The 25,624-nt window shown below is 61.1% G+C and carries 25 protein-coding genes; 16 read left to right on the top strand and 9 right to left on the bottom strand.

Annotated features, from left to right (window positions below):
* Positions 1-121 precede the first annotated feature (121 nt).
* The 4 genes from WFM45_RS06380 to WFM45_RS06365 form a co-directional block, all read right to left on the bottom strand.
* A complete protein-coding gene (locus tag WFM45_RS06380; protein WP_336954920.1) occupies positions 122-1,459 on the bottom strand; it encodes a c-type cytochrome in 1,338 nt (445 codons plus the stop codon).
* Between the two features lie 12 nt (positions 1,460-1,471).
* A complete protein-coding gene (locus WFM45_RS06375; protein WP_004931432.1) occupies positions 1,472-3,253 on the bottom strand; it encodes a GMC family oxidoreductase in 1,782 nt (593 codons plus the stop codon).
* A 2-nt stretch (positions 3,254-3,255) separates the two neighbouring features.
* On the bottom strand, positions 3,256-3,981 hold the full coding sequence (locus WFM45_RS06370; RefSeq protein ID WP_046898519.1) for a gluconate 2-dehydrogenase subunit 3 family protein: 726 nt from the start codon (positions 3,979-3,981) through the stop codon (positions 3,256-3,258).
* Positions 3,982-4,289: 308 nt separating this feature from the next.
* Positions 4,290-4,955 carry a transglycosylase SLT domain-containing protein gene (locus WFM45_RS06365; protein ID WP_004931439.1) on the bottom strand — a complete coding sequence of 222 codons (666 nt, stop codon included), beginning with the start codon at positions 4,953-4,955 and terminating at the stop codon, positions 4,290-4,292.
* A 109-nt stretch (positions 4,956-5,064) separates the two neighbouring features.
* Here WFM45_RS06365 and ghoS point away from each other — a divergent pair, with 109 nt between their 5' ends.
* The 6 genes from ghoS to WFM45_RS06335 all read left to right on the top strand — a co-directional run bounded on the left by ghoS (position 5,065) and on the right by WFM45_RS06335 (position 10,148).
* Complete coding sequence (gene ghoS, locus WFM45_RS06360) at positions 5,065-5,364, top strand: type V toxin-antitoxin system endoribonuclease antitoxin GhoS (RefSeq protein WP_021505489.1); 300 nt, start codon at positions 5,065-5,067, stop codon at positions 5,362-5,364.
* Between the two features lie 130 nt (positions 5,365-5,494).
* Positions 5,495-6,439 carry a metal ABC transporter substrate-binding protein gene (locus WFM45_RS06355; RefSeq protein WP_015377687.1) on the top strand — a complete coding sequence of 315 codons (945 nt, stop codon included), beginning with the start codon at positions 5,495-5,497 and terminating at the stop codon, positions 6,437-6,439.
* Positions 6,436-7,326, top strand: a complete 891-nt coding sequence (locus WFM45_RS06350) for a manganese/iron ABC transporter ATP-binding protein (protein ID WP_004931446.1) — start codon at positions 6,436-6,438, stop codon at positions 7,324-7,326. The genes WFM45_RS06355 and WFM45_RS06350 overlap by 4 nt, the downstream gene beginning before the upstream one ends.
* The gene (yfeC, locus tag WFM45_RS06345) at positions 7,326-8,186 is read left to right on the top strand and encodes an iron/manganese ABC transporter permease subunit YfeC (protein ID WP_015377686.1); all 861 of its coding nucleotides are present in this window, start codon (positions 7,326-7,328) and stop codon (positions 8,184-8,186) included. The genes WFM45_RS06350 and yfeC overlap by 1 nt, the downstream gene beginning before the upstream one ends.
* The gene (locus tag WFM45_RS06340; RefSeq protein ID WP_336954919.1) at positions 8,186-9,040 is read left to right on the top strand and encodes a metal ABC transporter permease; all 855 of its coding nucleotides are present in this window, start codon (positions 8,186-8,188) and stop codon (positions 9,038-9,040) included. The genes yfeC and WFM45_RS06340 overlap by 1 nt, the downstream gene beginning before the upstream one ends.
* A 238-nt stretch (positions 9,041-9,278) precedes the next feature.
* Positions 9,279-10,148 carry a fructosamine kinase family protein gene (locus WFM45_RS06335; protein WP_033633219.1) on the top strand — a complete coding sequence of 290 codons (870 nt, stop codon included), beginning with the start codon at positions 9,279-9,281 and terminating at the stop codon, positions 10,146-10,148.
* Between the two features lie 35 nt (positions 10,149-10,183).
* Here the strand turns inward: WFM45_RS06335 and WFM45_RS06330 are convergent, their stop codons facing one another.
* Positions 10,184-10,744: a YniB family protein gene (locus WFM45_RS06330; protein WP_004931453.1), complete on the bottom strand. Its 561-nt coding sequence runs from the start codon at positions 10,742-10,744 to the stop codon at positions 10,184-10,186.
* Positions 10,745-10,929: 185 nt separating this feature from the next.
* Here WFM45_RS06330 and WFM45_RS06325 point away from each other — a divergent pair, with 185 nt between their 5' ends.
* The 4 genes from WFM45_RS06325 (at position 10,930) to WFM45_RS06310 (ending at position 15,471) form a co-directional block, all read left to right on the top strand.
* A complete protein-coding gene (locus WFM45_RS06325; RefSeq protein WP_336954918.1) occupies positions 10,930-12,210 on the top strand; it encodes an HdeD family acid-resistance protein in 1,281 nt (426 codons plus the stop codon).
* A gap of 64 nt (positions 12,211-12,274) precedes the next feature.
* Complete coding sequence (gene hxpB, locus WFM45_RS06320; protein ID WP_004931455.1) at positions 12,275-12,940, top strand: hexitol phosphatase HxpB; 666 nt, start codon at positions 12,275-12,277, stop codon at positions 12,938-12,940.
* 409 nt (positions 12,941-13,349) lie between these two features.
* Positions 13,350-13,898: a metal-dependent hydrolase gene (locus tag WFM45_RS06315; RefSeq protein ID WP_004931456.1), complete on the top strand. Its 549-nt coding sequence runs from the start codon at positions 13,350-13,352 to the stop codon at positions 13,896-13,898.
* A 181-nt stretch (positions 13,899-14,079) separates the two neighbouring features.
* Complete coding sequence (locus WFM45_RS06310) at positions 14,080-15,471, top strand: L-cystine transporter (protein WP_033633221.1); 1,392 nt, start codon at positions 14,080-14,082, stop codon at positions 15,469-15,471.
* Positions 15,472-15,533: 62 nt separating this feature from the next.
* Here WFM45_RS06310 and phnX read toward each other — a convergent pair whose 3' ends face one another.
* A complete protein-coding gene (phnX, locus tag WFM45_RS06305) occupies positions 15,534-16,343 on the bottom strand; it encodes a phosphonoacetaldehyde hydrolase (protein WP_021505494.1) in 810 nt (269 codons plus the stop codon).
* Between the two features lie 9 nt (positions 16,344-16,352).
* Positions 16,353-17,456: a 2-aminoethylphosphonate--pyruvate transaminase gene (gene phnW / locus WFM45_RS06300; protein WP_015377681.1), complete on the bottom strand. Its 1,104-nt coding sequence runs from the start codon at positions 17,454-17,456 to the stop codon at positions 16,353-16,355.
* A gap of 154 nt (positions 17,457-17,610) precedes the next feature.
* On the opposite strand from phnW, the gene phnR reads away from it, so the two are divergent.
* The 5 genes from phnR to WFM45_RS06275 all read left to right on the top strand — a co-directional run bounded on the left by phnR (position 17,611) and on the right by WFM45_RS06275 (position 22,322).
* Positions 17,611-18,330, top strand: coding sequence for a phosphonate utilization transcriptional regulator PhnR (gene phnR, locus WFM45_RS06295; RefSeq protein ID WP_004931465.1), 720 nt, complete (start codon positions 17,611-17,613; stop codon positions 18,328-18,330).
* A 177-nt stretch (positions 18,331-18,507) separates the two neighbouring features.
* On the top strand, positions 18,508-19,518 hold the full coding sequence (locus tag WFM45_RS06290) for a 2-aminoethylphosphonate ABC transporter substrate-binding protein (protein WP_103686759.1): 1,011 nt from the start codon (positions 18,508-18,510) through the stop codon (positions 19,516-19,518).
* 2 nt (positions 19,519-19,520) lie between these two features.
* Positions 19,521-20,651 carry a 2-aminoethylphosphonate ABC transport system ATP-binding subunit PhnT gene (phnT, locus tag WFM45_RS06285; RefSeq protein ID WP_394854528.1) on the top strand — a complete coding sequence of 377 codons (1,131 nt, stop codon included), beginning with the start codon at positions 19,521-19,523 and terminating at the stop codon, positions 20,649-20,651.
* 1 nt (position 20,652) lies between these two features.
* Positions 20,653-21,516 carry a 2-aminoethylphosphonate ABC transporter permease subunit gene (phnU, locus tag WFM45_RS06280; protein ID WP_021505496.1) on the top strand — a complete coding sequence of 288 codons (864 nt, stop codon included), beginning with the start codon at positions 20,653-20,655 and terminating at the stop codon, positions 21,514-21,516.
* A gap of 2 nt (positions 21,517-21,518) precedes the next feature.
* Positions 21,519-22,322 carry an ABC transporter permease gene (locus WFM45_RS06275; protein WP_336954917.1) on the top strand — a complete coding sequence of 268 codons (804 nt, stop codon included), beginning with the start codon at positions 21,519-21,521 and terminating at the stop codon, positions 22,320-22,322.
* A gap of 45 nt (positions 22,323-22,367) precedes the next feature.
* Here the strand turns inward: WFM45_RS06275 and kdgR are convergent, their stop codons facing one another.
* The gene (gene kdgR, locus WFM45_RS06270) at positions 22,368-23,159 is read right to left on the bottom strand and encodes a DNA-binding transcriptional regulator KdgR (protein WP_044031370.1); all 792 of its coding nucleotides are present in this window, start codon (positions 23,157-23,159) and stop codon (positions 22,368-22,370) included.
* A gap of 230 nt (positions 23,160-23,389) precedes the next feature.
* Between kdgR and WFM45_RS06265 the strand changes: the two genes are divergently transcribed.
* Positions 23,390-24,784 carry an MFS transporter gene (locus tag WFM45_RS06265; RefSeq protein ID WP_336954916.1) on the top strand — a complete coding sequence of 465 codons (1,395 nt, stop codon included), beginning with the start codon at positions 23,390-23,392 and terminating at the stop codon, positions 24,782-24,784.
* 79 nt (positions 24,785-24,863) lie between these two features.
* Here the strand turns inward: WFM45_RS06265 and WFM45_RS06260 are convergent, their stop codons facing one another.
* Complete coding sequence (locus WFM45_RS06260) at positions 24,864-25,571, bottom strand: hypothetical protein (protein WP_336954915.1); 708 nt, start codon at positions 25,569-25,571, stop codon at positions 24,864-24,866.
* Between the last annotated feature and the right edge of the window lie 53 nt (positions 25,572-25,624).

The following is a 25,624-nucleotide window of genomic DNA, read 5'->3' as shown; positions in this document are numbered from 1 at the left end:
TGAAAAATCCGCTGCGGGTCTATGTTTTATCGGCCGAATGAACGATTTGCGAACACAATGTGCTGAAAAAAACGGCGCACTCAGTAAAAACTAAGGGCCCCTTGCGGAGCCCTTGAGCGGTTTACTTCTTCGCGTCCGGATGGTCCGGCACCTCGGCGCTGCCCATCTCCTTCTCATCGCGGATCATCGAGCGGTCTTTACGCACGTCGGCCACATCGGAGGCGCTCACCGGTTTAGCGCTGTTGCCCCAGCTGGAGCGGATGAAGTTCACCACGTCCGCCACCTGCTGATCGTTCAAACGCCAGCCAAACGGCGGCATGGTGATGTTGGACACCGCCCCCTGCACCGCCGGCGTAGTGTTGCCGGTCAGCACGATGTGGATCAGCGAAGTCGCGTCCTCGGTCTGCACCACCGGATTGCCCTTCAGCGACGGGAAGGCGCGCTTGTAGCCCACGCCGTCGGTGCGGTGGCAGGCCGCGCAGTTATCGACATACAGCGCCGCGCCGGGCTTGCTGTCGTCGCCGCGCCACAGATCCTTGGCCACGCTGTCTTCGACCGGCGCCGCCTGCTGCTTGCCGTCTTTCGGCGGCAGCGATTTCAGGTAGCGCGCGATGGCGGTCAGATCGTCGTCGCTCAGGTATTGCAGGCTATGCTCCACAACGTCGCTCATGCCGCCGAACACGATCGCCTTGTCGTTACGGCCGGTTTTCAGGAACTCGGTCAGCTCGGCTTCGCTCCAGCTGCCCAGGCCATCCTTGCGGTCGCCGCGCAGGCTGGAAGCCACCCACCCGTCGATCGGCGCGTTGCTGCCGGACAGGTAGTCGTCGCTTTCGCTGTTGCTCAACGCTTTTTCCTGCATGGTGATGCTGCGCGGGGTATGGCAAGCGCCGCAGTGGCCCAGGCCTTCCACCAGGTAGCGTCCGCGTTCAATCACCGGATCGGCCTTGGCGTCGGCAACGAAGTCCGCCGGCGACGGCGCAAACATGCCGCGCCAGATGCTCAGCGGCCAGCGCATCGACAGCGGCCAGGGGATGTCGGAGTCCTTGTTGGCCTGTTCCACCGGCGGCACGCCGTGCATGAAATAGGCATACATGGCGCGCATGTCGTCCTCTTTCACCAGCGCGAACGACGGGTACGGCATCGCCGGGTACAGGGTGCTGCCGTTTTTGGCTACGCCCTTACGCACCGCGTTGTCGAAATCCTCGAAGCTGTAATCGCCGATGCCGGTTTTCTTGTCCGGCGTGATGTTGGTCGAGTAGATGGTGCCGATCGGCGTCTCCATCGCCAGGCCGCCGGCGAAGGTTTTGCCGTTCTTGCCATCGGTATGACAGGCCACGCAGTCACCGGCGCGCGCCAGGTACTCGCCGCGCTTGATCAGCTCGCTGCTGACGGTGGCGTCCTGCGCCCAAACGGAAAAACTCACTGCACTGAGAACCAGTGCCGGTACAAATGCTTTCATCGTTCGCCGTCCTTATGCCTGCACCAATGGGCCTGGGTTTTTCAGATACTGCTCGCGAATGGCGCGGGCAGACCAGTAAGCCAGCGCCGCCACGGTGCCGGTCGGGTTGTAGCCCAGCCCTTGCGGGAAGGCCGATGCGCCGATCGAGAACACGTTGTGCACGTCCCAGCTCTGCAGATAGCGGTTGACCGCGCTGGTCTTCGGATCTTCCCCCATCACCGCACCGCCGTTCATGTGGGTAGTCTGGTAGCTGGTGGTGTCGAAGTGGCTGTTGGCGTTTTTCGGGCTGCCGGCGATCAGTTTCGGGTTCATCGCCTTGGCGATCGGCGCCATCTTGTCGTACATGAACTGCGCCATCTTGATGTCGTTTTCCTGCCAGTCGAACGTCATGCGCAGCAGCGGCTGGCCGAACACGTTCTTGTAGTTGGGATCGAGATCCAGATAGTTGTTGCGGTACGACTGGTGCGCGCCGTGGGCGTCCATCGAGACGTGATGGGTGTAGGCATCCGCCACCGCCGCTTTCCACTTGCTGCCCCAGGCCGGGGTGCCCGGCGGGGTCGGCAGGCCGGAGATCGGCTTGGTGCCCGCCTGGTTGACCCAGAACGGCGAACCGCCGACGAAGCCTTCTTTGGCGTGATCGAAGTTGTCGGCGTTGAAGTCATCCACGCCCACGCCGTTGCCGCCGGCGCCGATGAACGGGTTGGTGAACACGTCTTTATCAAAGAACGCCTTGATGGTGGTCATGTTCTGGTAGGCGAAGTTGCGCCCGACCACGCCTTCGCCGGTCACCGGATCGTAAGGCTTGCCGATGCCGGACAGCAGCATCAGGTGCACGTTGTGGAACTGGAACGCGCCCAGGATCACCAGATCGGCCGGCTGTTCAATCTCGCGGCCCTGCGCATCGACGTAGTTCACGCCGGTGGCGCGGGATTTGTCGTCGGTCAGGTTGACCTTTAGCACGTTGGCGTTGGTGCGCAGCTCGAAGCGTTTCTCCATGCGCAGCGCCGGCAAGATGTTGACGTTCGGCGAGGCCTTGGAATACATGTAGCAGGCGTAGCCGCTGCAGAAACCGCAGAAGTTGCACGGGCCCATCTGCGCGCCGTACGGGTTGGTGTAAGAATCCGAGGTGTTGGCGGACGGCAGGTTGTAAGGGTGGTAACCCACCTCCAGCGCCGCTTTCTCGAACAGCTGAGCGGAGTAGGTATTTTTCTGCGCCGGCAGCGGGAAGTCGTCGGAGCGATCCGGCGCAAAGCGGTTACCGCCCTTCTGCGCCACTTTCTGCCCTTTGATGGTCCAGGCGGTGCCGGAGGTGCCGAACACTTTCTCCGCCTTATCGAAGAACGGCTCCAGCTCGTCGTAAGTCACGCCGAAGTCCTGGATGGTCATGTCCTTCGGAATGAAGTTTTTGCCGTAACGCTCTTCATAATGGCTGCGCATGCGCAGTTCGATCGGATCGACGCGGAAATGCACGCCCGACCAGTGCAGGCCGGCGCCGCCGACGCCGGTGCCCGGCAGGAACGCCGCCAACTGGCGGTAAGGCACCGCGGTCTGGCTGCTGTTATGGCGAATGGTGACAGTGCTTTTCGACAGATCCTGGAACAGCTTGCGCCGAATGTTATAGGTCAGCTCGTCGATCACCTGCGGGTAAGAACCGTCCGGATAGGTGTCGCGCATCGGGCCGCGCTCCAGCGCCACCACGTTGAGGCCGGCCTCGGTCAGCTCTTTGGCCATGATCGCGCCCACCCAGCCGAAGCCGACGATCACCGCGTCTACTTTTTTCATTACCGTTGCCATGGTTAGCCCCTCTCCCCACGAATCGAGACCGGCGGGAAGGGATAACGCTCCCCTCGCTCAACCCAGTCCATAAAATCGGCGCGCGCGCCCGGAAAATTAATCAGCTTCCAACCCACCATGTCTTTGTTGCCGCCATGGATAGGATCGCTGAAGAAACCTTCGCGGGTGTTTTGCAGCAGATAGGAGAAGAACAGTTTCGACGGCAGTTGCTGGAACTCCGCCTCGCCGGACTCGAACTTTTGCAGCAGAGCGTCCTGCTGCGCGCCATCCAGTTCGGCGAAGGGCTTGCCGGCGGTTTTCTTGCTGTAGGCGTCGGCGTCTGCGATGCCGAGGTTGTAGATTTGCTTGGGCACCAGCGGCAGCTGATAGCCCATCTCCTTCGGCACATCGGGGTTGAACGGCCCCTGCATGTACCAGATGGAGCCGGTGGCGTACGGGGTATTCATCTGGCGATCGATAAACTCCGGCACGCCGGCTTCCAGCGCGCCGGGGCCGCGATCGTCGGCCGGGATCAGGCGCGCGACGGCGGCCTTGATGAAGGCCCACTCTTCCGGGGTGAAAAAGGTCGGTTGGTAATCGTTCTGCGTTGAGGTGTTCGAGGCTGCGACCGCCGGTGTCGGTGCCGTCAGCGCGCCAACGCCGCTGCCACCAATTACCGCCGCAGGAATTAAGGTCATCGATTTCAACAAGAAATCGCGCCGCGAATTGTTGGTTTTATGATTCGACATGTCACATTCCATCCAAAGATAGTCACAACTATTTAACCGCAACCTTGCGATCGATACGGGTTTTTAAAATAATTTGTTACTTATTTGTATATTTATTGAAGGTCAGAATGCGTACAAAAGCAAAAATGTTACCGGTAACTTATTGAATGAACGTAAAGATTTATCTGCTAACGTAAATTTAACTTTTTGTGCGGTTTTTCCGATAAGCGGTGAGGAAATAACGAAAAATGAGAGGTGGGTCGCGCACTGGAACGGTGCCGAAAACAAAATCGGCCGCGTTCAGCGGCCGATTCGACAAAAAGAGAGGATTACTGCGACATCGCCTGATAGGCGGTGGTCACCTTCCACAAATAGCGCGGCGCCTGCGGTGCCGGGTGCTTTTTCTGGATGTGCTGATAAAACTCATCCGGGCTCATCTGATTGATGCGATTGACCGCCACGCGCTTGTCCGAAGAGAAGGTGCGCAACATGGCGCCCGCCCCGTTCACGTACGAAACGATGGTGGCGTAACGCAAAGTCTGTGGGTTGTTGATCCCGGCTAGCTGCTGGCTTTGAAGAATATTGATATAGGCCGTTCCCAGATCAATATTGACCGCCGGATCCTTCAGCTCACGCGAGCTGGGTTGCCCGCTTCGTCCCTTCATGCGATAGGCGTCGCGGCCGGCGGTAGAAGCCTTAAGCTGCATCAATCCCACTGCGTTCGAGGTGCTGACCACGTTCGGGTTAAACCCGGACTCCACCTGAATAATCGCTTTAATCAGCGTTTCGTCAACGCCATAGTTGCTGGCCGCCTGACGAATGTAATCGTTATAAGCAACCGGGGTGCCCGTGCGGTTTACCGGTGCCTGCGGAGGGGGTTTTAACCAACCGCCGCGCGTTGTGCCACTGCCTGAAATATTGCTTGCCGTTTGCGGGTCTTTGGCGCACCCCGACAAAAGTAAAATTGCCGTAAGGCAACCTATTTTTGTTTTCACAGAATCCCTCACTCCTTTCAATGAGTTGCGTAGCATATACAACTTGTAAGGACACCTGCAGTAATTTTTTGGGCTAATCTCAAGCTATCCATATACCAAGAGGTGATTTATGAGTCAATCTGCAACAAGCTGCTTTGTGGTGACTTTTCGCTATCAGGAAGAGGGATTAACCGACCTGGCGAAGCTGACCGGGCAATTGACGCGCGAGGGTTTTGTCACGTCGGTGACAGACGAAAGTGGCGTTCACCACGAACTCGGCAGCAACAGTTTTGCGTTCATAACCGTGCTGGATCAAGAGGATGTGCTGCGCCTGGCGCAAGGGTTCGGGCAGTTGGCATTGGGAAAACAGCCGGAGGTGGCGATATGCAGCTGTGAGGACTACCTTCAGCGGTTACATACTGATACATAAAATGCTATAACTCCCCGGACGGTATTATTTTTCAGTTGGAGAAATACCCCGCCGGCGGTGGGCAAGTGGCGCTTGACTTCGCTTCAATTGATATTGATAATCATTTTCATTTGAACCAGGAGACGTCATCATGCCATTGATAAGTTGCGCTTTTCGTCGCAGTCGCCCTTCCCGCTCTGCCGCATTGTTACGCCCTTTCACGCTCGCCTGCCTGCTGCTCGGCGCCGCCTTGGTCAGCCAAAACGCGCTGGCGGAAAAAAAGCTGCGCGTGGTGACCACCTTCACCATCATTCAGGATATCGCCCAGAACGTGGCCGGTGACGCCGCCGTGGTGGAATCGATCACCAAGCCGGGCGCCGAGATCCACGACTATCAACCGACTCCGCGCGACATCGTCAAGGCACAGCACGCCGACCTGATCCTGTGGAACGGCATGAACCTGGAGCGCTGGTTCCAGCGTTTCTTCGAAAACATCAAGCAGGTGCCGGCGGCGGTAGTCACCGAAGGCATTACCCCGCTGCCGATCCGCGAAGGGCCCTATAACGGCAACCCGAACCCGCATGCCTGGATGTCGCCAAGCAACGCGCTGGTGTATATCGAGAATATCCGCAAGGCGCTGGTGGAGCACGATCCAGCCAATGCGGAAACCTATAACCGCAACGCCAAGGCCTACGCAGAGAAAATCGGCGCGCTGGACGCCCCGCTGCGCGAACGCCTGGCGCGCATTCCGGCCGCACAGCGCTGGCTGGTGACCAGTGAAGGCGCCTTCAGCTACCTGGCGCAGGACTATCAGTTGAAAGAGGTTTATCTGTGGCCGATCAACGCCGATGAGCAAGGCTCGCCGCAGCAGGTGCGCCGGGTGATCGACGCCGTGCGCGCCCACCATATTCCGGTGGTGTTCAGCGAGAGCACCATTTCCGACAAGCCGGCCAGGCAGGTGGCGAAAGAAACCGGCGCCAAATACGGCGGCGTGCTGTACGTGGACTCGCTGTCCACCCGCGATGGCCCGGTGCCGACCTACATCGACCTGCTTAACACCACCGTGCAAACCATCGCCAAAGGATTCGATCAATGACCCATGAACCGTTTGTCCGCCCTGAATTGAACGTGGACGACGTCACCGTAACCTACAACAACGGGCACACCGCCATCCACAACGCCAGCTTTACCCTGAGCGGCGGTTCGATCTGTGCGCTGGTCGGCGTCAACGGCAGCGGCAAATCGACGTTGTTCAAAAGCATCATGGGCCTGGTCAGGCCCACCGCCGGCCAGGTGTCGCTGAGCGACAAGCCGGTGGCGGACGCGCTGAAAAAGAACCTGATCGCCTACGTGCCGCAGACCGAAGACGTTGACTGGAACTTCCCGGTGCTGGTGGAGGACGTGGTAATGATGGGCCGCTACGGCAAGATGAACTTCCTGCGCATTCCGTCACGTGAGGACAGGTTGCGGGTCGACAAGGCGCTGGAGCGCGTCGGCCTGAGCGAGCTGCGCGGCCGGCAGATCGGCGAGCTGTCCGGCGGCCAGAAGAAGCGCGTATTTCTGGCGCGCGCGCTGGCGCAACAGGGCACGGTGCTGCTGCTGGATGAGCCTTTCACCGGCGTGGACGTGAAAACCGAGAATGCGATTATCGAGCTGCTGCGCGCGCTGCGCGACGAGGGCCATCTCATTTTGGTCTCCACCCACAACCTCGGCAGCGTGCCGGAGTTTTGCGATCGGGTGATCCTCATCAACCGCACGGTGCTGGCCGCCGGCCCGACCGAGACCACCTTCACCCAGAGCAACCTGGAGCAGGCGTTCGGCGGCGTGCTGCGCCATATCAACCTTTCCGGCCCGGATCTGCACGACGACAACGATCCGCGCACCGTCACGGTGTTGACCGACGATGAACGCCCGGCGGTGTTCTACGGCCACACCAAAAGCGATCCGCCGGCCAACAGCCAGGCCAGGGAGAAACAATCCTGATGCTGGACCTTCTGCTGCAACCTTTCAGTTACAACTACATGGTGAAGGCCATCTGGGTCAGCGCCATCGTCGGCGCCGCCTGCGCGTTCCTGTCCGCCTACCTGATGCTGAAAGGGTGGTCGCTGATGGGCGATGCGCTGTCGCACTCGGTGGTGCCCGGCGTGGCCGGCGCCTACGCCCTCGGCCTGCCCTACGCCGCCGGCGCCTTCTTCACCGGCATGCTGGCGGCGCTGGCGATGACGCTGGTGCGCCACATCACCCGGCTGCGCGAAGACGCCATCATCGGCTTTATCTTCTCCACCTTCTTCGCCGTCGGCCTGCTTATCGTGTCGCTCAACCCCACCTCGGTCAACGTACAGTCGATCATCTTCGGCAATATCCTCGGCATCGCCGACGAAGACGTGCTGCAGGTGGAAATCATCATCGGCGTTTCGCTGCTGATCCTGTGCCTGGTGTGGAAAGATCTGCTGGCGGTGTTCTTCGACGAAAGCCACGCGGTGTCGATCGGCCTGTCGCCGCTGAAGCTGAAGATCCTGTTCTTCACCCTGCTCAGCGCCTGCACCGTCGCCGCGCTGCAAACCGTCGGCGCCATTCTGGTGATCGCCATGGTGATCACCCCGGGCGCCACCGCCTACCTGCTGACCGACCGCTTCAGCCGGCTGGTGATCATCGCCATCATCATCGGCGCATTGACCAGCGGCATCGGCGCCTACCTGAGTTTCTTCCTCGACGGCGCCACCGGCGGGGTGATCGTCACCCTGCAAACGCTGGTATTCCTGGCGGCGTTCTTCTTCGCGCCGAAACACGGCCTGCTGGCATCCCGGCGCCGCGTGGCGCATTCGCAAACCGGAGGCCGCTGATGGACACCCTGTATCAACTGCTCAGCGAACCCTTCGCCTACCCGTTCATGCAGCGGGCGATCGTCGCCGCCATCGTTACCGGCGTGGTGTGCGCCGTGCTCTCCTGCTATCTGGTGCTCAAGGGCTGGTCACTGATGGGCGACGCCATCTCGCACGCCGTCTTGCCCGGCATCGTAGTGGCGTTCGTGGTCGGCATCCCGCTGGCGATCGGCGCCTTCCTCTCCGGCATTTTTTGCGCGGTAGCCACCGGCTACCTGAAAGAGAACAGCCGGGTGAAAGAGGACACGGTGATGGGCATCGTCTTTTCCGGCATGTTCGCCTTCGGCCTGGTGCTGTTCTCGCGCATCGATACCGACCAGCACCTGAGCCACATCCTGTTCGGCAACATGCTGGGCATTACCGACGGCGAACTGAAACAAACCTTGCTGATCGCCGGCATCACCCTGGCGGTGGTGCTGCTCAAGCGCAAAGACTTCATGCTGTACTGCTTCGATCCGCACCATGCGCGGGTGATTGGCCTGCCGGTCAAGCTGCTGCACTACGGATTACTGTGCCTGCTGGCGATGACCATCGTTGCCTCGCTGCAGGCCGTGGGGGTGATCCTGGTGATCGCCATGCTGATCGCCCCCGGCATCATCGCCTTTATGCTGTGCCGCCGCTTCGACCGCATGCTGATGGTGGCGACAGTGGTGTCGGTGTTCTCTTGCGTGCTCGGCACCCTGATCAGCTTCCACATCAACGGCGCCACCGGGCCCTGCATCGTCATCGTGCAGGCCGCGCTGTTCGTTATCGCCTTGTTGTACAGTAAATTGCGTCCGTTACAGCGTAACCAAACCGCCCTGAGCGACCGTTAAACGCCCTCCTCTGATGCGGCGGCGCTCTCCGCCGCATCTTATCCTCCCCTCGCTTATCCGTTGTCATCAAGTTGCAACCGGTATTGCGCTTAAATTAATCAATAGGGTATATACTTTGAGCTGGCGAGGCGTTGAAAAAATCGCCGCCTTTGACGCCGGCTGTGCGCCGCGTCGTGTTTTCACCACGGGAAAGACGCTAACCTAATGAATTATCAGGCAGCACAGAGGGGGACATACCATGTGGCAAGCCGTTAGCCGTCTGTTAAGTGAACATCTTGGCAGCGCAGAGATACGCGAAAGGATTGAACTGCCCGGGGGCGACATTCACCCGGCGTGGCGCGTGAGTTACGGTGACAACGAGGTGTTCGTGAAATGCGACGCCCGTGAACAACTGCCGATATTCACCGCCGAGGCCGATCAGCTGGCGTTGCTGGCGCGCAGCAAAAGCGTGCGGGTGCCGGAAGTGTACGGCGTCGGCAGCGATCGCGACTACAGCTTCCTGCTGCTGGAGTATCAGCAGCTGAAACCCCTCGACGCTCACGGCGCCTACTGCCTGGGGCAACAGCTGGCGCATTTGCACCAGTGGAGCGAGCAACCGCAGTTCGGTCTCGACTTCGACAGCGATCTGACCACCACCCCGCAACCCAACGCCTGGCAACGCCGCTGGTCGGAATTCTTCGCCGAGCAGCGCATCGGCTGGCAGCTGCAGCTGGCGGCGGAAAAAGGCATGACCTTCGGCGACATCGACGACATCGTCGATCGGGTGTATCTGCGCTTGCAGCACCACCAGCCGCAGCCTTCCCTGCTGCACGGCAACCTGTGGCCGGGCAACTGCGCGATGACCGCCCACGGGCCGATACTGTTCGATCCGGCCAGCTACTGGGGCGACCGAGAGTGCGATTTGGCGATGCTGCCGCTGTATCCGGAGCTGCCGCCGCAGATCTACGACGGCTATCAGAGCGTATGGCCGCTGGGAACCGGGTTTATCGAGCGCCAACCGCTGTATCAGCTGTACTACCTGCTCAACCGCAGCAACCTGTTCGGCGGCCAGCATTTGGTGGCTGCGCAACGTGCGGTGGAGGCACTGTTGCAGCCGGAAGCGTCATGACGTTCCGAGGCGCCGAGCGGCGCCCCGTTCATGGTTCAGGCCGCGCCGGCCAACTGCCCCAACAGGCGGATCACGAACCAGGCGATCACCGCAATCACGATCGGCAGGATGTACAGCGGAAAGTACTGCAGGAAAATGGTGTGGTGCGGCAGCGTGATGCGTTCCTCCAGTTGCTGACGCGTGTGCCCTTCGCTGCCCTTGGCCTGCTCCAGGATCATCTGATCTTCCAGTCCTTCGCGAATGAACTTGACCTGGCGCGACATGCGCGCGCCGGAAGCCTGCAATGCCAGCCCGACGAAGATCAATATATAGATGATGATGAACATCAAATTGGCACCGCTGAACAGGCTTTTATCCACGTCCGGCACCGGCGAGTTGTACCAGAAAAGGTTCAGGAACGGCGTATTGAAACGCACCATGTCCACCATCACGTGGACAAAATCCAGCATCACTGCGTTGATGCCTTTGGTTTTTTCACTGTGCTGATAGATAAAGCCCAGCACGGAAATCAGCGTCGACAGCAACGCCGGGATAAAAACCACCCATCCGAGAATGCGTTTCAAAATGGCGATACGCCCGGCCTGTTGATACGTCATGTGTTCCCCTTGTTAGCGACGTAACCGAATCGGCTAAGTCTACCTGCAGTTGGCGAAACTCGCCCACCGTTTTCTTCATTCCCGCTGTGCTACAAGCTTAGCCGAATTCGCCGAAATCAACCGCTTAACGACATCCGGGCACTATCATTGAAGAGATAACGTTATCCGTTTAGCCAGAGGCTGCCATGATTCGACTGATTATCTTATTGCTGGGCGCGCAGGCGCTGCACGGCCAGCGCCGTCTGCTGGTGCTGTTCGGTTGGCTGTGGATAGCCGCAGGGGCGCTGATGCTGTTCGACATACTGCAGGATGGCCGATCGGTGCTGGCGCTGGATGCACTGGCGGTCATCCTGGCGCTGGAGGGGCTGGTGGCGGTATCCGCCGCGCTGGTGATCGGCTCTTCGGCCAGCAGGCCGGTGCTGCTCAAAGGGTTAGGCTTTGTGTTTATGGCCTTTCTGATAGTGGACGTGCCCGCAGACGATAACATCGTCGCCACCGTGGTGTTTGGCAGCGCGCTGCTGCTTGACGGCGCGGTGCGCATCGCCTCCTCCACGGTGATTCAGCACAATCGATGGAAGACCGTGGCGCTGGCGGGCGGCGGCGAGATCCTGCTTTCGTTGATGATTTTTGTCGGCTGGCCGGCGCCGCATCGGATGACGGTGCCCTTTTGCCTCGGCGTGATGATGGTGCTTTCCGGCTGGGCTCTATTGCGTATCGCCCGCAGACTGACAAACTTCTCTCTGAATCAGCACCCCGCGCGGCAGCCATCCTCCCCGGCGGATGAAACCACGCCGCTCACAGTGTATGTCTGGACACCGATTGGGGCGGCTAAAGATCCGCGCCGGCGTTACATCGTCGACCGATACATCGCGGCGGTCGACGGCGGCGGCAATATCTCCACCGGTCACGCCGCCCTGGCGCTCGTGCCGGATGTGTATATCAGCCACTACCCGCTCAACGACATCAGCCATTCCGTTCAGGATTTCCGCCAGTTGTTGCATGCAGGCGAACAGAACAACGTCGACGGGCGTTTCCTGCCCGACCTGGCGGGCGAGATCGCCGCCTGGTGCCCCCCGGACAAGAAAATTCAGTTCTATCGCTATAACCCGGCGGCGCTGCGCGCATTCTGGCTGCGTTATCGGCAGGACGCCACCTACAATCTGACCCGGCGCAACTGCTCCACCACGGTCATCGGCGCGCTCGACAGCGCGTTGGAAGGCGTGCTGGGCGATAAACATCTGTGGCGCCGTTTTCTGCTGCTGGTGCTCGATCCCAACCTGTGGATGCTGGCGGTACTGCGCAGCCGCGGCGAAAGCATGACCTGGACGCCGGGGTTGGTGCTGGATTATGCGCGCATGTTGCAACAGGTCACCGAGCGTCAACACCAGCGCTGGTGGCTAAAATTGCGCGAGGTGTGGAATATCCTGCGTTTTGGCAAAAGCCACACGCGCAGGCAAAGGTTTTAGTCTCGTCACCGGCGATGATAAAGTGTCGGGCACATTCACCCGCGCCGGCAGGAGTTAACCGCTAATGGCTTATTCGCAACGCATTGAAACCGCAATTTTTGATATGGACGGCTTGTTGATCGACTCGGAACCGCTGTGGCTGCAGGCCGAGCTGGATATCTTCGGCGCGCTGGGTTTGGATCTGTCCGATCGTCACAAGCTGCCGGACACGCTGGGGCTGCGCATCGATCTGGTGGTGAAAATGTGGTACCAGGCGATGCCGTGGCAAGGGGTTACGCTTGAAGAGGTGTCGGCGCGGATTATCGAGCGCGCCATCGAGCTGGTGCACGAGACGCGCCCGCTGCTGCCTGGCGTCCGGCAGGCGCTGGAGCTGTGCCGCAGCCAGGGGCTGAACATCGGTCTCGCCTCCGCCTCGCCGCTGCACATGCAACGGCAGGTGCTGAAGATGTTCGATCTTGAAGGCTACTTCGATCAATTGGTTTCCGCCGAATACCTGCCGTACAGCAAACCGCATCCGGAGGTCTACCTGATCGCCGCCGAACGCCTGGGCAGCGATCCGCTGCGCTGCATCACGCTGGAAGACTCCTTTAACGGCATGATCGCCACCAAGGCCGCGCGCATGCGTTCCATCGTGATCCCGGCCGCCGAATACCGCCACGACCCGCGCTGGGCGCTGGCGGATCACCAGTTGGAGACCCTCGAACAGCTCACCCCTGCCCACTTTGCCTGATTCTGCGGCGCCGGGCACCGGCGCCCTGCGGCATAAAAGGGATCCGCACCGCAAAATAAACGAAACACCGTTTCATTTTATTGAATTGGCGTGACGTTCTCATTATGCTGCATGGCAGGGAAAGCGACGGCCCGCAGCGCGTTGTCACTGCCACGCAGCGCGCTTCAAGGCCGCCGCTTCCTCCCGCCGCACGCCGTAAAACCGCACTCGTTGCTTTCCGTTTCACTCCCCCCATTGCCCGCTTTTTGTTCTCGCCCGTCAAAATCGATGATTTGTTACCCATTGCCGTAACAAGCCGTTGTAAAACAGGGGAAAATAAACAATTGGTTACAGGGTAACTGCTTCCACTACTGGGAATTATCCCATATACTGGATAAATTAACAGTTTACCAGCCGGAATCGCAACAGCATGACCGCGGAAGGACACCTTATATTCTCTGTCGCTTGCGCGATCTTCGCCAAGAAGGCGGAAGTGACGCCAGAGCTGGCTACCGGCGACTGGTGGCACATCATACCCGCCGCGCTGCTGACCTCACTGCTGCCGGACATCGATCACCCCAAGTCGGTGCTGGGCCAGCGCTTGCGCTGGATTGCCCTGCCCATCGCCCGCGCCTTCGGCCACCGTGGTTTCACCCACAGCCTGCTGGCGATCGCCGGCGGCATGGCGCTGTTCCAACTGGACGTACCGCGCAGCTGGCCGATCCCGGCCGATGCGCTGCACGCCATGATCATCGGCTACTTCAGCCATCTGTTGGCCGATATGCTCACCCCCGCTGGCGTGCCGCTGCTGTGGCCATGCCGCTGGCGTTTTCGCCTGCCGCTGCTCAACTCGCAAAAAGGCAACCAGCTGGAGCGGGTGCTGTGTCTGTGCCTGGTGGCGTTTGCCATCTGCTGGCAAGGTGATTTCACCCTGCCGGTGCAATCCTATGTCGAGCAAATCAGAAATATCAGACTCTGATCACAAAAAACCGCTTAACCCATCACCTTGAAGTATATAAAACGAACAAAAACACACAAAAAGCTATATCAAATTCCATTTGGATATAAGTAGGCCACTCAGCAAACTGTTACGATATTTACATCGCGACATACGTGATGCGTAGTCGTTTTTATAAGAAAGATTATTGGAGACATTGGGGATGAATCTTCCGCTCGTGATTAACGTGCTGGTGTTTGTCGCGCTCCTTTTGCTGCTGGCGCAAACCCGCCACAAGCAATGGAGCCTGGCGAAAAAAGTGCTGGTCGGCCTGGTGGTCGGCGTGGTGTTCGGTCTGGGCCTGCAGCTGGTGTACGGCGCCGATAACCCGGTACTGAAAGAATCCATCAGCTGGTTCAACATCGTCGGCAACGGCTATGTGCAACTGCTGCAAATGATCGTCATGCCGCTGGTGTTCGCCTCGATCCTGAGCGCGGTGGCCAAGCTGCATAACGCCTCTTCTCTGGGCAAAATCAGCGTCCTCACTATCGGCACGCTGCTGTTCACCACGCTGATCTCGGCGCTGGTGGGCGTGCTGGTCACCAACCTGTTCGGTCTGACCGCCGAAGGCCTGGTGCAGGGCGCGCAGGAAAGCGCGCGCCTGACGGCGATCCAGACCAACTACGTGGGTAAACTGGCCGATCTGACGGTGCCGCAGATGGTGCTGTCGTTCATCCCGAAAAACCCGTTCGCCGATCTGACCGGCGCCAGCCCGACCTCGATCATCAGCGTGGTGATTTTCGCCACCTTCCTCGGCGTGGCGGCGCTGCAGCTGCTGAAAGACGACAAGCCGAAAGGCGAGCGCGTGCTGGTGGCTATCGACACCCTGCAGGCCTGGGTGATGAAGCTGGTGCGTCTGGTCATGAAGCTGACGCCTTACGGCGTGCTGGCGCTGATGACCAAAGTGGTCGCCGGCTCCAACATTCACGATATCGTCAAACTCGGCAGCTTCGTGGTGGCTTCGTATATCGGCCTGGCCATCATGTTCGTGGTACACGCCGCTCTGCTGGCCTTCACCGGCGTTAACCCGATGAAGTTCTTCCGCAAGGTGTGGCCGGTGATCACCTTCGCTTTCACCAGCCGCTCCAGCGCCGCCAGCATTCCGCTGAACGTGGAAGCGCAGACCCGTCGCCTGGGCGTGCCGGAATCCATCGCCAGCTTCTCGGCGTCGTTCGGTGCCACCATCGGCCAGAACGGCTGTGCGGGCCTCTACCCGGCGATGCTAGCGGTGATGGTGGCGCCGACCGTCGGCATCAACCCGCTGGATCCGGTGTGGATCGCCACCCTGGTCGGCATCGTCACCATCAGCTCCGCCGGCGTGGCGGGCGTGGGCGGTGGCGCCACCTTCGCTGCGCTGATCGTGCTGCCGGCGATGGGCCTGCCGGTGACGCTGGTCGCGCTGCTGATCTCGGTCGAACCGTTGATCGACATGGGCCGTACTGCGCTGAACGTCAACGGTTCCATGGCAGCGGGCACCATCACCAGCCAGCTGATGAAGCAAACCGACAAAGCCGTGATGGACAGCGAAGACGAAGTCGAATTGGCGCATCGCTAACGCCGTCTCATAACGAAAAAACCGGGGATAATCCCCGGTTTTTTATGCCCCGCGTTCGGTCGTTACGGCCGCTCGCCGTTCGCCAACCGCCGGTTGATGTCGGCGATCGCTGCCGGCAATTGCGCCAGCGTGTCTATCACATAGTGCGCGCCCGCCGCGTACAGCTTATCGGCGGCCGCCGCGCGGCGGCGCTCTATCTCGCCTGCCGTCATCCGGCGATACTCCTGCCAGGTGGCGCCGAACTCGTTGCCGGACAGCGCCAGCCCGACGCTCCACATCCCGGCGTTCAGCCCTTCGGCAATGCCCGGCACCGCGTCATCCACCTTCACGCAATGCGCCACCGCATCGATGCCCAGCGCGATCGCGTTCTGCAACGCCATCCACGGCCCCGGTCGGCCACCGGCTGCGAGATCGTCGGTGGCGACCCAGTAATCCGGCGCGTAGCCGCGCTGCGCGGCGGCGGGCACCAGCACCTCCATCACCGCGCGCGGATAGCCGGAGCAGGAACCGATTTTAATGCCCTGTTCGCGCAGAGCGGCGATCGCCTGCGGCACGCCCTCGATGGGATCGGCGAAGTCGATCACTTTAGCGATTTGCAGCGGCATAAACGCCTGATACAGCGCGTCAATATCCTGATGGCTCATCGAACGTCCCAGCTTCTGCCGCCAGCGCGCGTCGACCGCCGGCAGCTTGCCCAGCGCCTCGATGTGCTGCCATTTGCCCAGCCCCATCGGAATGCGTGCCTCCGCCAGGCTGATGTCGATATCGAAGGTTTGCTTGAACGCCTCGACGAAAATCTGCGTTGGCGCAAAGGAGCCGAAGTCCACCGTGGTGCCCGCCCAGTCGAGGATCACTGCGTTGATCTGTTTCATGGTCAATCCTTATTGATTCCAGTACATCGCCTGCCCGACGGCCGCCAGCAAACGTTCGATATCTTGCGGATAGATTTCGCCGATGTTGCCGATACGGAAGCAGTCGCTCTGCGACACTTTACCGGGATAAATCACGAAGCCTTGTTGCTTGAGACGCTGATAAAACTCGGCGAAGCGGTATGTATCAGCCTTTGGCGAATAGAACGCGGTGATGATCGGCGAGTGCAGCGCATCGTCCAGCAGGGTCTCAAAACCCAGCTCGCGCATACCCGCCACCAGCCGCCGCTGATTGGCCTGATAGCGGTGGTGGCGCGCGGCAATGCCGCCCTCTTGTTCCAGCTCTTTCAGCGCCTGCGCGAAGGCCAGCACGGTGTGGGTCGGCGACGTAAAGCGCCATTTGCCGGCCTGGTCTTCCATACAGCGCCACTGGGCGTACAGATCCAGCGACAGCGAGCGTGAACGGCCGGCGCATTTCTCCAGCTCGCTGCGGCGGGCGATGACGAACGCGAAGCCCGGCACGCCCTGAATGCATTTGTTGGCGGAGCTGATCAGAAAATCGATGCCCAGCGCGTCCACATCCAACGGGATGCCGCCAAAGCTGCTCATGGCGTCGACGATAAAGGTCTTGCCATTGCGCGCCGCCAGACCGGCGACCTTCTGCAGCGGATTGAGCATGCCGGTGGTGGTTTCACAGTGCACCATGGCGATATGGCTGATGCGCGCATCGCTTTTCAGCACCGCCTCCATCGCCGCCACGTCCGGTTCATTCACCTCGCCGCAGTCAAAGGCGTGGTGGTCGATATCCATCAGCCGCGCCATTTCGATCATCCGCGCCCCGTAGGCGCCGTTGTTGACGATCAGCAGCTTGTCGTGCGGGCCGATGACCGTACCCAGCACGCCCTCTACCGCGAAGCTGCCGCTGCCTTGCAGCAGCACCGAGGTATAACCGGCAGACGGCGTCGCCAGCGCCACCAGCCGTTGGCGAATGCGCTGCACCACGCCGAGGTTGTAATCTTCATCCCAGGTGCAGCTGTCATACAGCATCGCCTCTTTCACCGTTTTCGACGTGGTCAACGGGCCGGGGGTCAACAGCAGGTAGTTACGATCGGACATGTTATTCACCTATTGGTCTATACCAGATTGCGCTCATTGTGGCGGCAAATTCCTGCCCCGGTCAAACGACAAAGCGCGGTGAAACAAAAAATTCATCTGGCTATGTATAATAAGCGCGTGCCGGAATGTCGGGCCGATGCCATAGCGAGATGAAATGAAAGAACATCAGGGCGATATGCCTCACTACCTGCAGATCAAGGATCAGCTCCAGGCGCGCATTACCCGCGGCGCGCTGCAGGCCGGCGATAAGCTGCCTTCGGAGCGCGAGCTGTGCGCCATCTTCTCCACCACCCGCGTCACCATTCGCGAAAGCCTGGCGCAATTGGAAGCCACCGGCGCCATCTACCGCGCCGATCGCCGCGGCTGGTTCGTCACGCCGGAACGGCTGTGGCTGGATCCGACGCAGAACACCAACTTCCACCGTCTCTGTCAGGAGCAAGGGCGCACGCCGCGCACCGCGCTGCTGTCCGGCGAAAAAACCACTGTGCCGCTCGACGTCATGCAGCCGCTGGCGCTCGAACCGTTCGATCAGGTGTATCTGCTGCGCCGCGTGCGCTATGCCGACGGCCGCGCCATCTGCTATTGCGAGAACCACTGCCTGCCGCAGCGGGTGCCGGAACTGCTCAGTCACGATCTCAACGGCAGCCTGACCGAGGTTTATCAACAGCATTACGATTTGATTTACAGCAACATGCACCTGTCGTTCTACCCGACCGCCCTGCCTTACCGCGCCGCCAACGCGCTCGGCGCCATGGTCGGCCTGCCCGCGTTGCTGCTGCGTCGACTGAATTACGATCAGCACGGCCGCATCCTCGATTTCGATATTGAATACTGGCGCCACGACAGCCTGCGCATCGAAGTCGATACGCTCTAACCTCGATTATCACGGGGCCGGCGCCCGCCGCCCCGCCTTCCTCACCCACGCTCGATCCCCCTTTTAAGGCAAATATATTTTGCCGCTTTCATTTGTTTGTCATATTTGCCGATTAGCTTGGCCGCATATCTGGTGTATACCAGTTTCGCATTAACCCGCAACAGTGAGGCTGAAGCTATGAAATTTTCTCGTCTGGTCGTGATGACCGCCATCGCACTCGGCGCCGCGCCGGCCTGGGCCGCCGATGCGGTGGTGACCGTCTACTCCGCCGATGGTCTGCACGACGGCGATCACAGCTGGTATCAAACCCAGTTCGACGCCTTCACCCAGGCGACCGGCGTCAAAGTTCAGTACGTAGAAGGCGGCTCCGGCGCCATCGTGGAGCGCCTGTCGAAGGAGCGCAGCAACCCGCAGGCCGACGTGCTGGTGACGCTGCCGCCGTTCATCCAGCGCGCCGCCGCGGAAAAACTGCTGCAGGACTTCACCCCGCAGGATGCGGCGCAGATCGCCGACGCCCAGCCGCAGTTCGTGCCACTGGTGAACAACTACCTGAGCTTCATCTATAACGCCAAACTGCTGCCGCAGGCGCCTGCCAGCTATCAACAGCTGCTGGACGCGCAGTTCCGCAATAAGCTGCAGTACTCCACGCCGGGCCAGGCGGGTGACGGCACCGCAGTGATGCTGCAGGCGTTTCACAGCTTCGGCAGCAAAGACGCCGGTTTCGACTACCTCGGCAAGCTGCAAAGCAACAACGTCGGCCCTTCGGCCTCCACCGGCAAGCTGACCGCGCTGGTCAATAAGGGGGAGCTGCTGGTGGCCAACGGCGATCTGCAGATGAACCTGGCGCAGATGCGCAGCAACCCGAATGTCAAGGTGTTCTGGCCGGCCGGGCCGGACGGCAAGCGCAGCACGCTGGTGCTGCCTTACTACATCGGCCTGGTGCAAGGCGCGCCGCAAAGCGCCAACGGCAAAAAGCTGATCGACTTCCTGCTGAGCAAGGAAGCGCAGAGCAGCGTCAGCGCCATTTCCTACGGCATGCCGGTGCGTAAGGATGTCACCCCGACCGACGATAACTTCAGGCAGTCGCAGGCCGCGCTGCAGGGTGTAGAGATCTGGGCGCCGGACTGGAACCAGGTGGTGAACAGCCTGTCCGCCGATATCTCCCGCTGGCACAAGGTGACAGAATGACGCTGACCATGCCTTCTACCCTCACTTCCCGCGCCGAGGCGCGGGATAGCAGCCTCGACATCGCCGGGCCGTCGGGCATTCAGCTCGACCGCGTCAGCGTGTCGTATCGCGGCACCGAGGTGCTGAAACCCCTGACGCTCACCATCGCCCCCGGCGAAGTGCTGGCGCTGATCGGCCCCTCCGGCTCGGGTAAAACCACCGTGCTGCGAGCGATCGCCGGCTTCGTGCAGCCCTCCGCCGGGCGTATTGCCATCGGTGACGTCGATGTCACCGACGTGCCGCCCTATGAGCGCGGCCTGGGCATGGTGGTACAGAACTACGCGCTGTTTCCGCATATGCGCGTCGAGGACAATGTGGCGTTCGGCCTGCGCGCGCAGGGCAAGCCGCGCGGCCTGACCGCCGAGCGCGTCGAAGAGGCGTTGGCCATCGTCGGCATGTCCGCCTACGCCAAGCGCTATCCCAACCAGCTTTCCGGCGGCCAGCAACAGCGGGTGGCGATCGCTCGCGCCATCGCGGTGCGCCCCAAAGTATTGCTGCTGGATGAGCCGCTGTCGGCGCTGGACGCGCAAATCCGCCACAGCATGGTGGAAGAGATCGCCCGCCTGCACCGCGAGCTGCCGGATCTGACCATCCTGTACGTCACCCACGATCAGGGCGAAGCGCTGACGCTGGCGGACAAGATTGGCATCATGCGCGACGGCCATCTCATCGCCCACGGCGAAACCCGCGCGCTGTACCACCATCCGACGAACCGCTTCGCCGCCGAGTTCCTCGGCCGCGCCAACCTGCTGCCGGCTACCGCCCTGGAAACTACCGCGCAGCAAGGCATGACCACCGTCAGCTGCGCCGGCAAAGTGATCGGCTGTTTCACTTACGGCGCACAACGCGGCTTCGACAAGCTGCTGTGCATCAGGCCACAGCACATTGCGCTCGATGCCGATGCCCAGCGCAGCAACTGCATCATCGGCACGCTGCATGATATTCATTGGCAGGGAGAGTTGACGCACCTGCAGTTCGACGCGGAAGGCCATCCGCTGCGCGTGGTCACCACTCATCGCAGCCGGATGCCGCAGATCGGCGAGCGCGTGCCGCTCTACTTCGCCCCCGACGATGCGGTACTGATCGAGGACTGACATGACCGACTCTACGCTTATTCGCCCGGCCCTGCGGCTGCGTTTGCCGCGCCGCCTGTGGATCCTGTTGCCGCTGCTGGTGCTGGCGACGCTGTTTTTCTACCCGTTGGCGCTGATCGTCAAACAGGCGTTTACCGACGATCAGGGGCTATTCAGCGCCGCCGCGCTGCAACAGGTGTTCGAATCCCGCCGCTTTGTCGGCGCTCTGCTCAACACGCTGCAGATTGCGCTGCTGGCGACGCTGGGCTGCCTGGTGCTCGGCACCCTGCTGTCGCTGCTGCTGGTATTCACGCCGTTCCCCGGCAGCCGACTGATCGCCCGGGTGATCGATACCTTTATCGCCATGCCGACCTTCCTGATCACGCTGGCCTTCACCTTTATCTACGGCTCCGCCGGCCTGCTGAACGGCACGCTGATGGCGACCTTTGGTTTCACCCTGCCGCCGGTGGACTTTCTTTACTCCATCTGGGGCGTGATCCTGGCGGAAATCACCGTGTTTACGCCGCTAGTGATGCGCCCGCTGATGGCGGCGCTGGCGCAGATCGACCGCAGCCAGCTCGAGGCCGCCAGCATCCTCGGCGCCCGACCGGGGCGCGTGGTGCGCCAGGTGATTTTACCGGCCGCGCTGCCGGCCTTGCTGGCCGGCGGCAGCCTGTGCCTGCTGTTGACCACCAATGAGTTCGGCATCGTGCTGTTTATCGGCGCCAAGGGCGTCACCACGCTGCCGATGATGGTCTACGCCAAAGCGATTCTGGAGGCGGATTACGCCGTCGCCTGCACCATCGCCGTGGTGAATATCGCGCTGTCGCTCGGGCTGTTCTCCCTTTACCGCTACGCCGCGGCGCGCGCCGGGCTGAGGAACTGACGATGTTGATTTGGTCTCGCACCGGCCGCACCCTGACCTGCACGCTGACGGTCACGCTGTTCGCCCTGTTCTTCTGCCTGCCGCTGGCGGTGATCCTGATGTCCAGCCTCAGTGAACAGTGGAACGGCGTGCTGCCGAGCGGCTTCACCCTCAACCACTTCCGCCAGGCGTTCAGCGGCGCCTCCTGGGACGCGCTGGTCGCCAGTCTGGCTATCGGTTTCAGCGCCAGCCTGTTCGCGCTGCTGTGCGGCACCTGGGCGGCGCTGGCGCTGCGCCACCATCAGGGGCGCGGCCAGCGGCTGCTGGGCACGCTGTTTTTCATTCCCAGCGCGGTGCCTTCGGTCTCTATCGGTTTGGGGATGCTGGTGGCGTTCAGCCAGGGGCCGCTGCAGATGAACGGCACCTTCCTGATCGTGCCCGCCGCCCACTTCGTGCTGATTTCCGCCTTTACCTTCGGCAACGTGATGGCCGGGCTGACCCGGCTGCCTGGCGACTACGAGAACGTCGCCGCCAGCCTGGGCGCTTCGCCGCTGTTCCGCCTGCGTCACGTCACCCTGCCGATGATCGCCCCCTACATGATCTCCGCCTTCGCACTCAGCCTGTCGCTGTCGATGGGGGAGCTGGGCGCGACCATGATGATCTACCCGCCGAGCTGGGCGACGCTGCCGGTCACGATCTTCAGCCTGACCGATCGCGGCAGCATCAGCAACGGCGCGACGCTGACCATGATCCTGGTGGCGGCCACGCTGTTGCTGATGCTGATGCTGGAGCGGATTTCTCAGCGGCTGACGCCCGGCGCGAAATAACAACAAGGCGCTGCCATGGCAGCGCCTCGCTCATCAAAATGACGGTCAGAACGGGTAGTCGTGATAGCCCTGCTGCTCGGAAATGCGCCGGGCGGCGACGTGCAGCAACGCCACATACTCCTCCCGCGCCGCGTCGGAAAAGCGCAGCGTCGGGAAAGAGATGCTCAGCCCGGCGATCGCCACCCCGAACCTGTCAAAGACCGGCACCGCGATGCAGCGGATCCCCGCCTCCTGCTCTTCGACATCTTCGCCGAATCCCTGCTCACGCACCCGCTCCAGCACCGGCAACAGTTCGGCGGCGCTGGTCAGGGTATGCTCGGTGCTGCGGGTAAATTCAATCTGCGACAGGATCTGCGCTACCTCCTCCCGATCGCGCCAGGCCAGCAGCACTTTACCGATGGCGGTGCTGTGCAGCGGGTTGCGGCGACCGATGCGCGAATACATGCGCAGGTTGTACATCGCGTCGATCTTGTGGATATAGACAATGCCGTCCTCATCCAGAGCGCCGAGGTGGATGGTTTCGCGGGTGCGGTTCGACAGTTCGCGCATCTGCACGTCGGCGCTGCGGATCAGATCGACGTTCTGCAACGATTTGGCGCCCAGTTCGAACAGCTTGAGCGTCAGCGCATACTTTTCCGTCTCGCCTTCCTGCGATACGTAGCCCAACGCTTTCATGGTTTGCAGAAAACGGTAGACGGTGCTTTTGGACATCATCACTCGCTGGGAAAGTTCGGTAATGCCAATCTCGCGCTCATCGCCAAGCGCCTGCAAAATGCCGAACACCTTCATCACGGATGAGACGGCATCCGGTTGCTTGTCTGAATCTGCGTTAGCCATGGTGAATGCCCTACTTAACGGTTTTGTTTCAGGAAATTTAAACAAGGGTTTCAGTATAATCGGAACAGATCGCGGCGCGCAACGCGGCTGAACGCTAAGCGATTGAAGCCAAATGGATAACCCCGGCCCGCTCACCGCTATTTACAATTAAGCGGGCAACGGGCATGCAATCACGGGCGAATATGATTAGCATGATAATACTCCCCTGAATAAATACCGCTGAGACCAACATGCGTCCTTGTTCCGACGGCCTCCCCGTCCCGCAACGCTATGGGGCGATCCTCGCCATCGCCCTCGGCATTACCGTATCGGTGCTCGACGGCGCGATAGCCAACGTGGCGCTGCCCACCATCGCGCGCGATCTTAACGCCAGCCCGGCCAGCTCCATTTGGGTGGTCAACGCCTATCAGTTGGCGATCACCGTCTCTCTGCTGTCGCTGGCCTCGCTCGGCGATCTGGTCGGCTATCGCCGCATCTATCAGGCCGGGTTGCTGGTGTTCAGCATCACCTCGCTGTTTTGCGCCCTGTCCGACTCGCTGCTCACGCTGACCATCGCCCGCGTATTGCAAGGCTTTGGCGCCGCCGCCATTATGAGCGTCAACACCGCGCTGATCCGCATCATCTACCCGCAGCGTTTTCTCGGCCGCGGCATGGGCATCAACTCGCTGATCGTCGCCTGCTCCTCGGCGGCCGGGCCGACGGTGGCGGCCGCTATCCTGTCGGTCGCGTCCTGGCAGTGGCTGTTCGCCATCAACCTGCCGATCGGCATCGTCGCGCTGCTGCTGGGGATGAAATTCCTGCCGGCCAACGGCCAGAAAAGCGATAATCGCCGTTTCGATCCCGCCAGCGCGGTGCTGAACGCGCTGACTTTCGGCCTGCTGATCACCGCCATCAGCGGCTTCGCCCAGGGCCAGAGCCTGACGCTGATCTTCAGCGAGATTGCCGCGCTGCTGGCGATTGGCGCGGTGTTCGTGCGCCGCCAGCTGCGCCAGGAATTTCCGTTGCTGCCGGTCGATCTGCTGCGCATCCCGATCTTCGCCCTGTCGATGGGCACCTCAATCTGCTCGTTCGCCGCGCAAATGCTGGCGATGGTGTCGCTGCCGTTCTTCCTGCAAAGCGCGTTGGGCCGCGACGAAGTGGCAACCGGGCTGCTGCTGACGCCGTGGCCGCTGGCGATCGTGGTGATGGCGCCGATCGCCGGCCGGCTGGTGGAGCGCGTGCACGCCGGCCTGCTGGGCTGCATTGGACTGGCGGTGTTCGCGCTCGGGCTGTTCTCGCTGGCGCTGCTGCCCGCGGCGCCGTCGAATATGGACATCATCTGGCGCATGGTGCTGTGCGGGGCCGGTTTCGGTCTGTTCCAGTCGCCCAACAACCACACCATCATCTCCGCCGCGCCGCGCAACCGCAGCGGCGGCGCCAGCGGCATGCTGGGCACCGCCCGCCTACTGGGGCAAACCTCAGGAGCCGCGCTGGTGGCGCTGATGTTCAACCTGTTCCCGGCCTCCGGCACCCACGCTTCACTGATCCTGGCTGGGATGTTCGCCACCCTGGCGGCGGCGGTCAGCAGCCTGCGCATCACTCAACCGACGACACAAACGGCGCAGCCCAGCCGCGAGGTGAAATAGCGGGCATAGAAAGAGCCGGGCCCCAATCCGATGTGGCCTGCCTGAGCCGAGCCACGTCGAGTGCGATGCAGGCCTGGCGTCAGTCGCCGCTCCTCAAAGGGCTGCGGCCTTGTCGTAGACACGCTAAATAGGCGTCGTCATCCGGATACCAGCCAACAATGCGTTGGCCGTCGTTATCCACCCCCTCGAAGCCCTTCAGTAAGCCGGGGGCGAACATGCGCTTGATCAGATCTTCGGCCTGAGCGCTGTCGATGCGGCAATCGCAGCGCGTGTTTCCGTCAACCTGAACGAAGTTCTGCAACGAAGCGAGACACCGCACATCGAGATCGCCATGGACATGGATAAACTCCCCCGTCTCTACCAGGGTGAGCGCGGTCAGATCTCCCCCCACCACAAACGCACCGTCGTTTCCTGAGCTGCAATAGGCATGGCGTATGCGGACATCATCACGCACGACCAGTCCGCCCCAGCAAATCAGCGTATCCGCCTGCAGCCGCCCCAGCACAACAATGCCGCCGTCCTCGCACTGCGGCGATACCGCCAGGCATCCTTCCACGATCATATCGCCGTCCACGATCAGGTAATCGTAATCGTGGCTGTCGTGCTCGTCGGGGAAAAATGCCGGGAGGTGAAGATCGCCTGAATGCCAGCGAATCGCTGGCCGTTCAGCATCGTCATCATGCCGGTTGAACAGTTCCGCAACCGCATCGGCGATACCGCCTGTCAATTCCGCCAGGCGCGCCGGTAGTTCATCACCGTTGAGCAAGGGAAGGTGGTTGATTTTCATAGGGCCTCAGGGACAAATGTCATTGCGCCAAAGCATATAACATGCGCTTCCAA

The sequence above is a fragment of the Serratia sp. KG1D genome (assembly GCF_037150675.1).
Classification (GTDB): Bacteria; Pseudomonadota; Gammaproteobacteria; order Enterobacterales; family Enterobacteriaceae; genus Serratia; species Serratia nematodiphila.
This window is presented reverse-complemented; position numbering and strand designations above follow the sequence as displayed.

Excerpts from the sequence above, each read along its gene's own strand:
- phnX (WP_021505494.1), bottom strand. The coding sequence starts at position 16,343 with ATGAAACAGATCAACGCAGTGATCCTCGACTGGGCGGGCACCACGGTG.
- WFM45_RS06340 (WP_336954919.1), top strand. The coding sequence starts at position 8,186 with ATGGACACCCTGTATCAACTGCTCAGCGAACCCTTCGCCTACCCGTTC.
- WFM45_RS06260 (WP_336954915.1), bottom strand. The coding sequence starts at position 25,571 with ATGAAAATCAACCACCTTCCCTTGCTCAACGGTGATGAACTACCGGCG.
- phnR (WP_004931465.1), top strand. The coding sequence starts at position 17,611 with ATGAAAGAACATCAGGGCGATATGCCTCACTACCTGCAGATCAAGGAT.
- kdgR (WP_044031370.1), bottom strand. The coding sequence starts at position 23,159 with ATGGCTAACGCAGATTCAGACAAGCAACCGGATGCCGTCTCATCCGTG.
- ghoS (WP_021505489.1), top strand. The coding sequence starts at position 5,065 with ATGAGTCAATCTGCAACAAGCTGCTTTGTGGTGACTTTTCGCTATCAG.
- phnU (WP_021505496.1), top strand. The coding sequence starts at position 20,653 with ATGACCGACTCTACGCTTATTCGCCCGGCCCTGCGGCTGCGTTTGCCG.
- WFM45_RS06325 (WP_336954918.1), top strand. The coding sequence starts at position 10,930 with ATGATTCGACTGATTATCTTATTGCTGGGCGCGCAGGCGCTGCACGGC.
- WFM45_RS06330 (WP_004931453.1), bottom strand. The coding sequence starts at position 10,744 with ATGACGTATCAACAGGCCGGGCGTATCGCCATTTTGAAACGCATTCTC.
- WFM45_RS06380 (WP_336954920.1), bottom strand. The coding sequence starts at position 1,459 with ATGAAAGCATTTGTACCGGCACTGGTTCTCAGTGCAGTGAGTTTTTCC.
- yfeC (WP_015377686.1), top strand. The coding sequence starts at position 7,326 with ATGCTGGACCTTCTGCTGCAACCTTTCAGTTACAACTACATGGTGAAG.
- WFM45_RS06310 (WP_033633221.1), top strand. The coding sequence starts at position 14,080 with ATGAATCTTCCGCTCGTGATTAACGTGCTGGTGTTTGTCGCGCTCCTT.
- WFM45_RS06350 (WP_004931446.1), top strand. The coding sequence starts at position 6,436 with ATGACCCATGAACCGTTTGTCCGCCCTGAATTGAACGTGGACGACGTC.
- WFM45_RS06355 (WP_015377687.1), top strand. The coding sequence starts at position 5,495 with ATGCCATTGATAAGTTGCGCTTTTCGTCGCAGTCGCCCTTCCCGCTCT.
- WFM45_RS06275 (WP_336954917.1), top strand. The coding sequence starts at position 21,519 with ATGTTGATTTGGTCTCGCACCGGCCGCACCCTGACCTGCACGCTGACG.
- WFM45_RS06370 (WP_046898519.1), bottom strand. The coding sequence starts at position 3,981 with ATGTCGAATCATAAAACCAACAATTCGCGGCGCGATTTCTTGTTGAAA.
- WFM45_RS06290 (WP_103686759.1), top strand. The coding sequence starts at position 18,508 with ATGAAATTTTCTCGTCTGGTCGTGATGACCGCCATCGCACTCGGCGCC.
- hxpB (WP_004931455.1), top strand. The coding sequence starts at position 12,275 with ATGGCTTATTCGCAACGCATTGAAACCGCAATTTTTGATATGGACGGC.
- WFM45_RS06315 (WP_004931456.1), top strand. The coding sequence starts at position 13,350 with ATGACCGCGGAAGGACACCTTATATTCTCTGTCGCTTGCGCGATCTTC.
- WFM45_RS06375 (WP_004931432.1), bottom strand. The coding sequence starts at position 3,253 with ATGGCAACGGTAATGAAAAAAGTAGACGCGGTGATCGTCGGCTTCGGC.
- phnW (WP_015377681.1), bottom strand. The coding sequence starts at position 17,456 with ATGTCCGATCGTAACTACCTGCTGTTGACCCCCGGCCCGTTGACCACG.
- WFM45_RS06335 (WP_033633219.1), top strand. The coding sequence starts at position 9,279 with ATGTGGCAAGCCGTTAGCCGTCTGTTAAGTGAACATCTTGGCAGCGCA.
- WFM45_RS06265 (WP_336954916.1), top strand. The coding sequence starts at position 23,390 with ATGCGTCCTTGTTCCGACGGCCTCCCCGTCCCGCAACGCTATGGGGCG.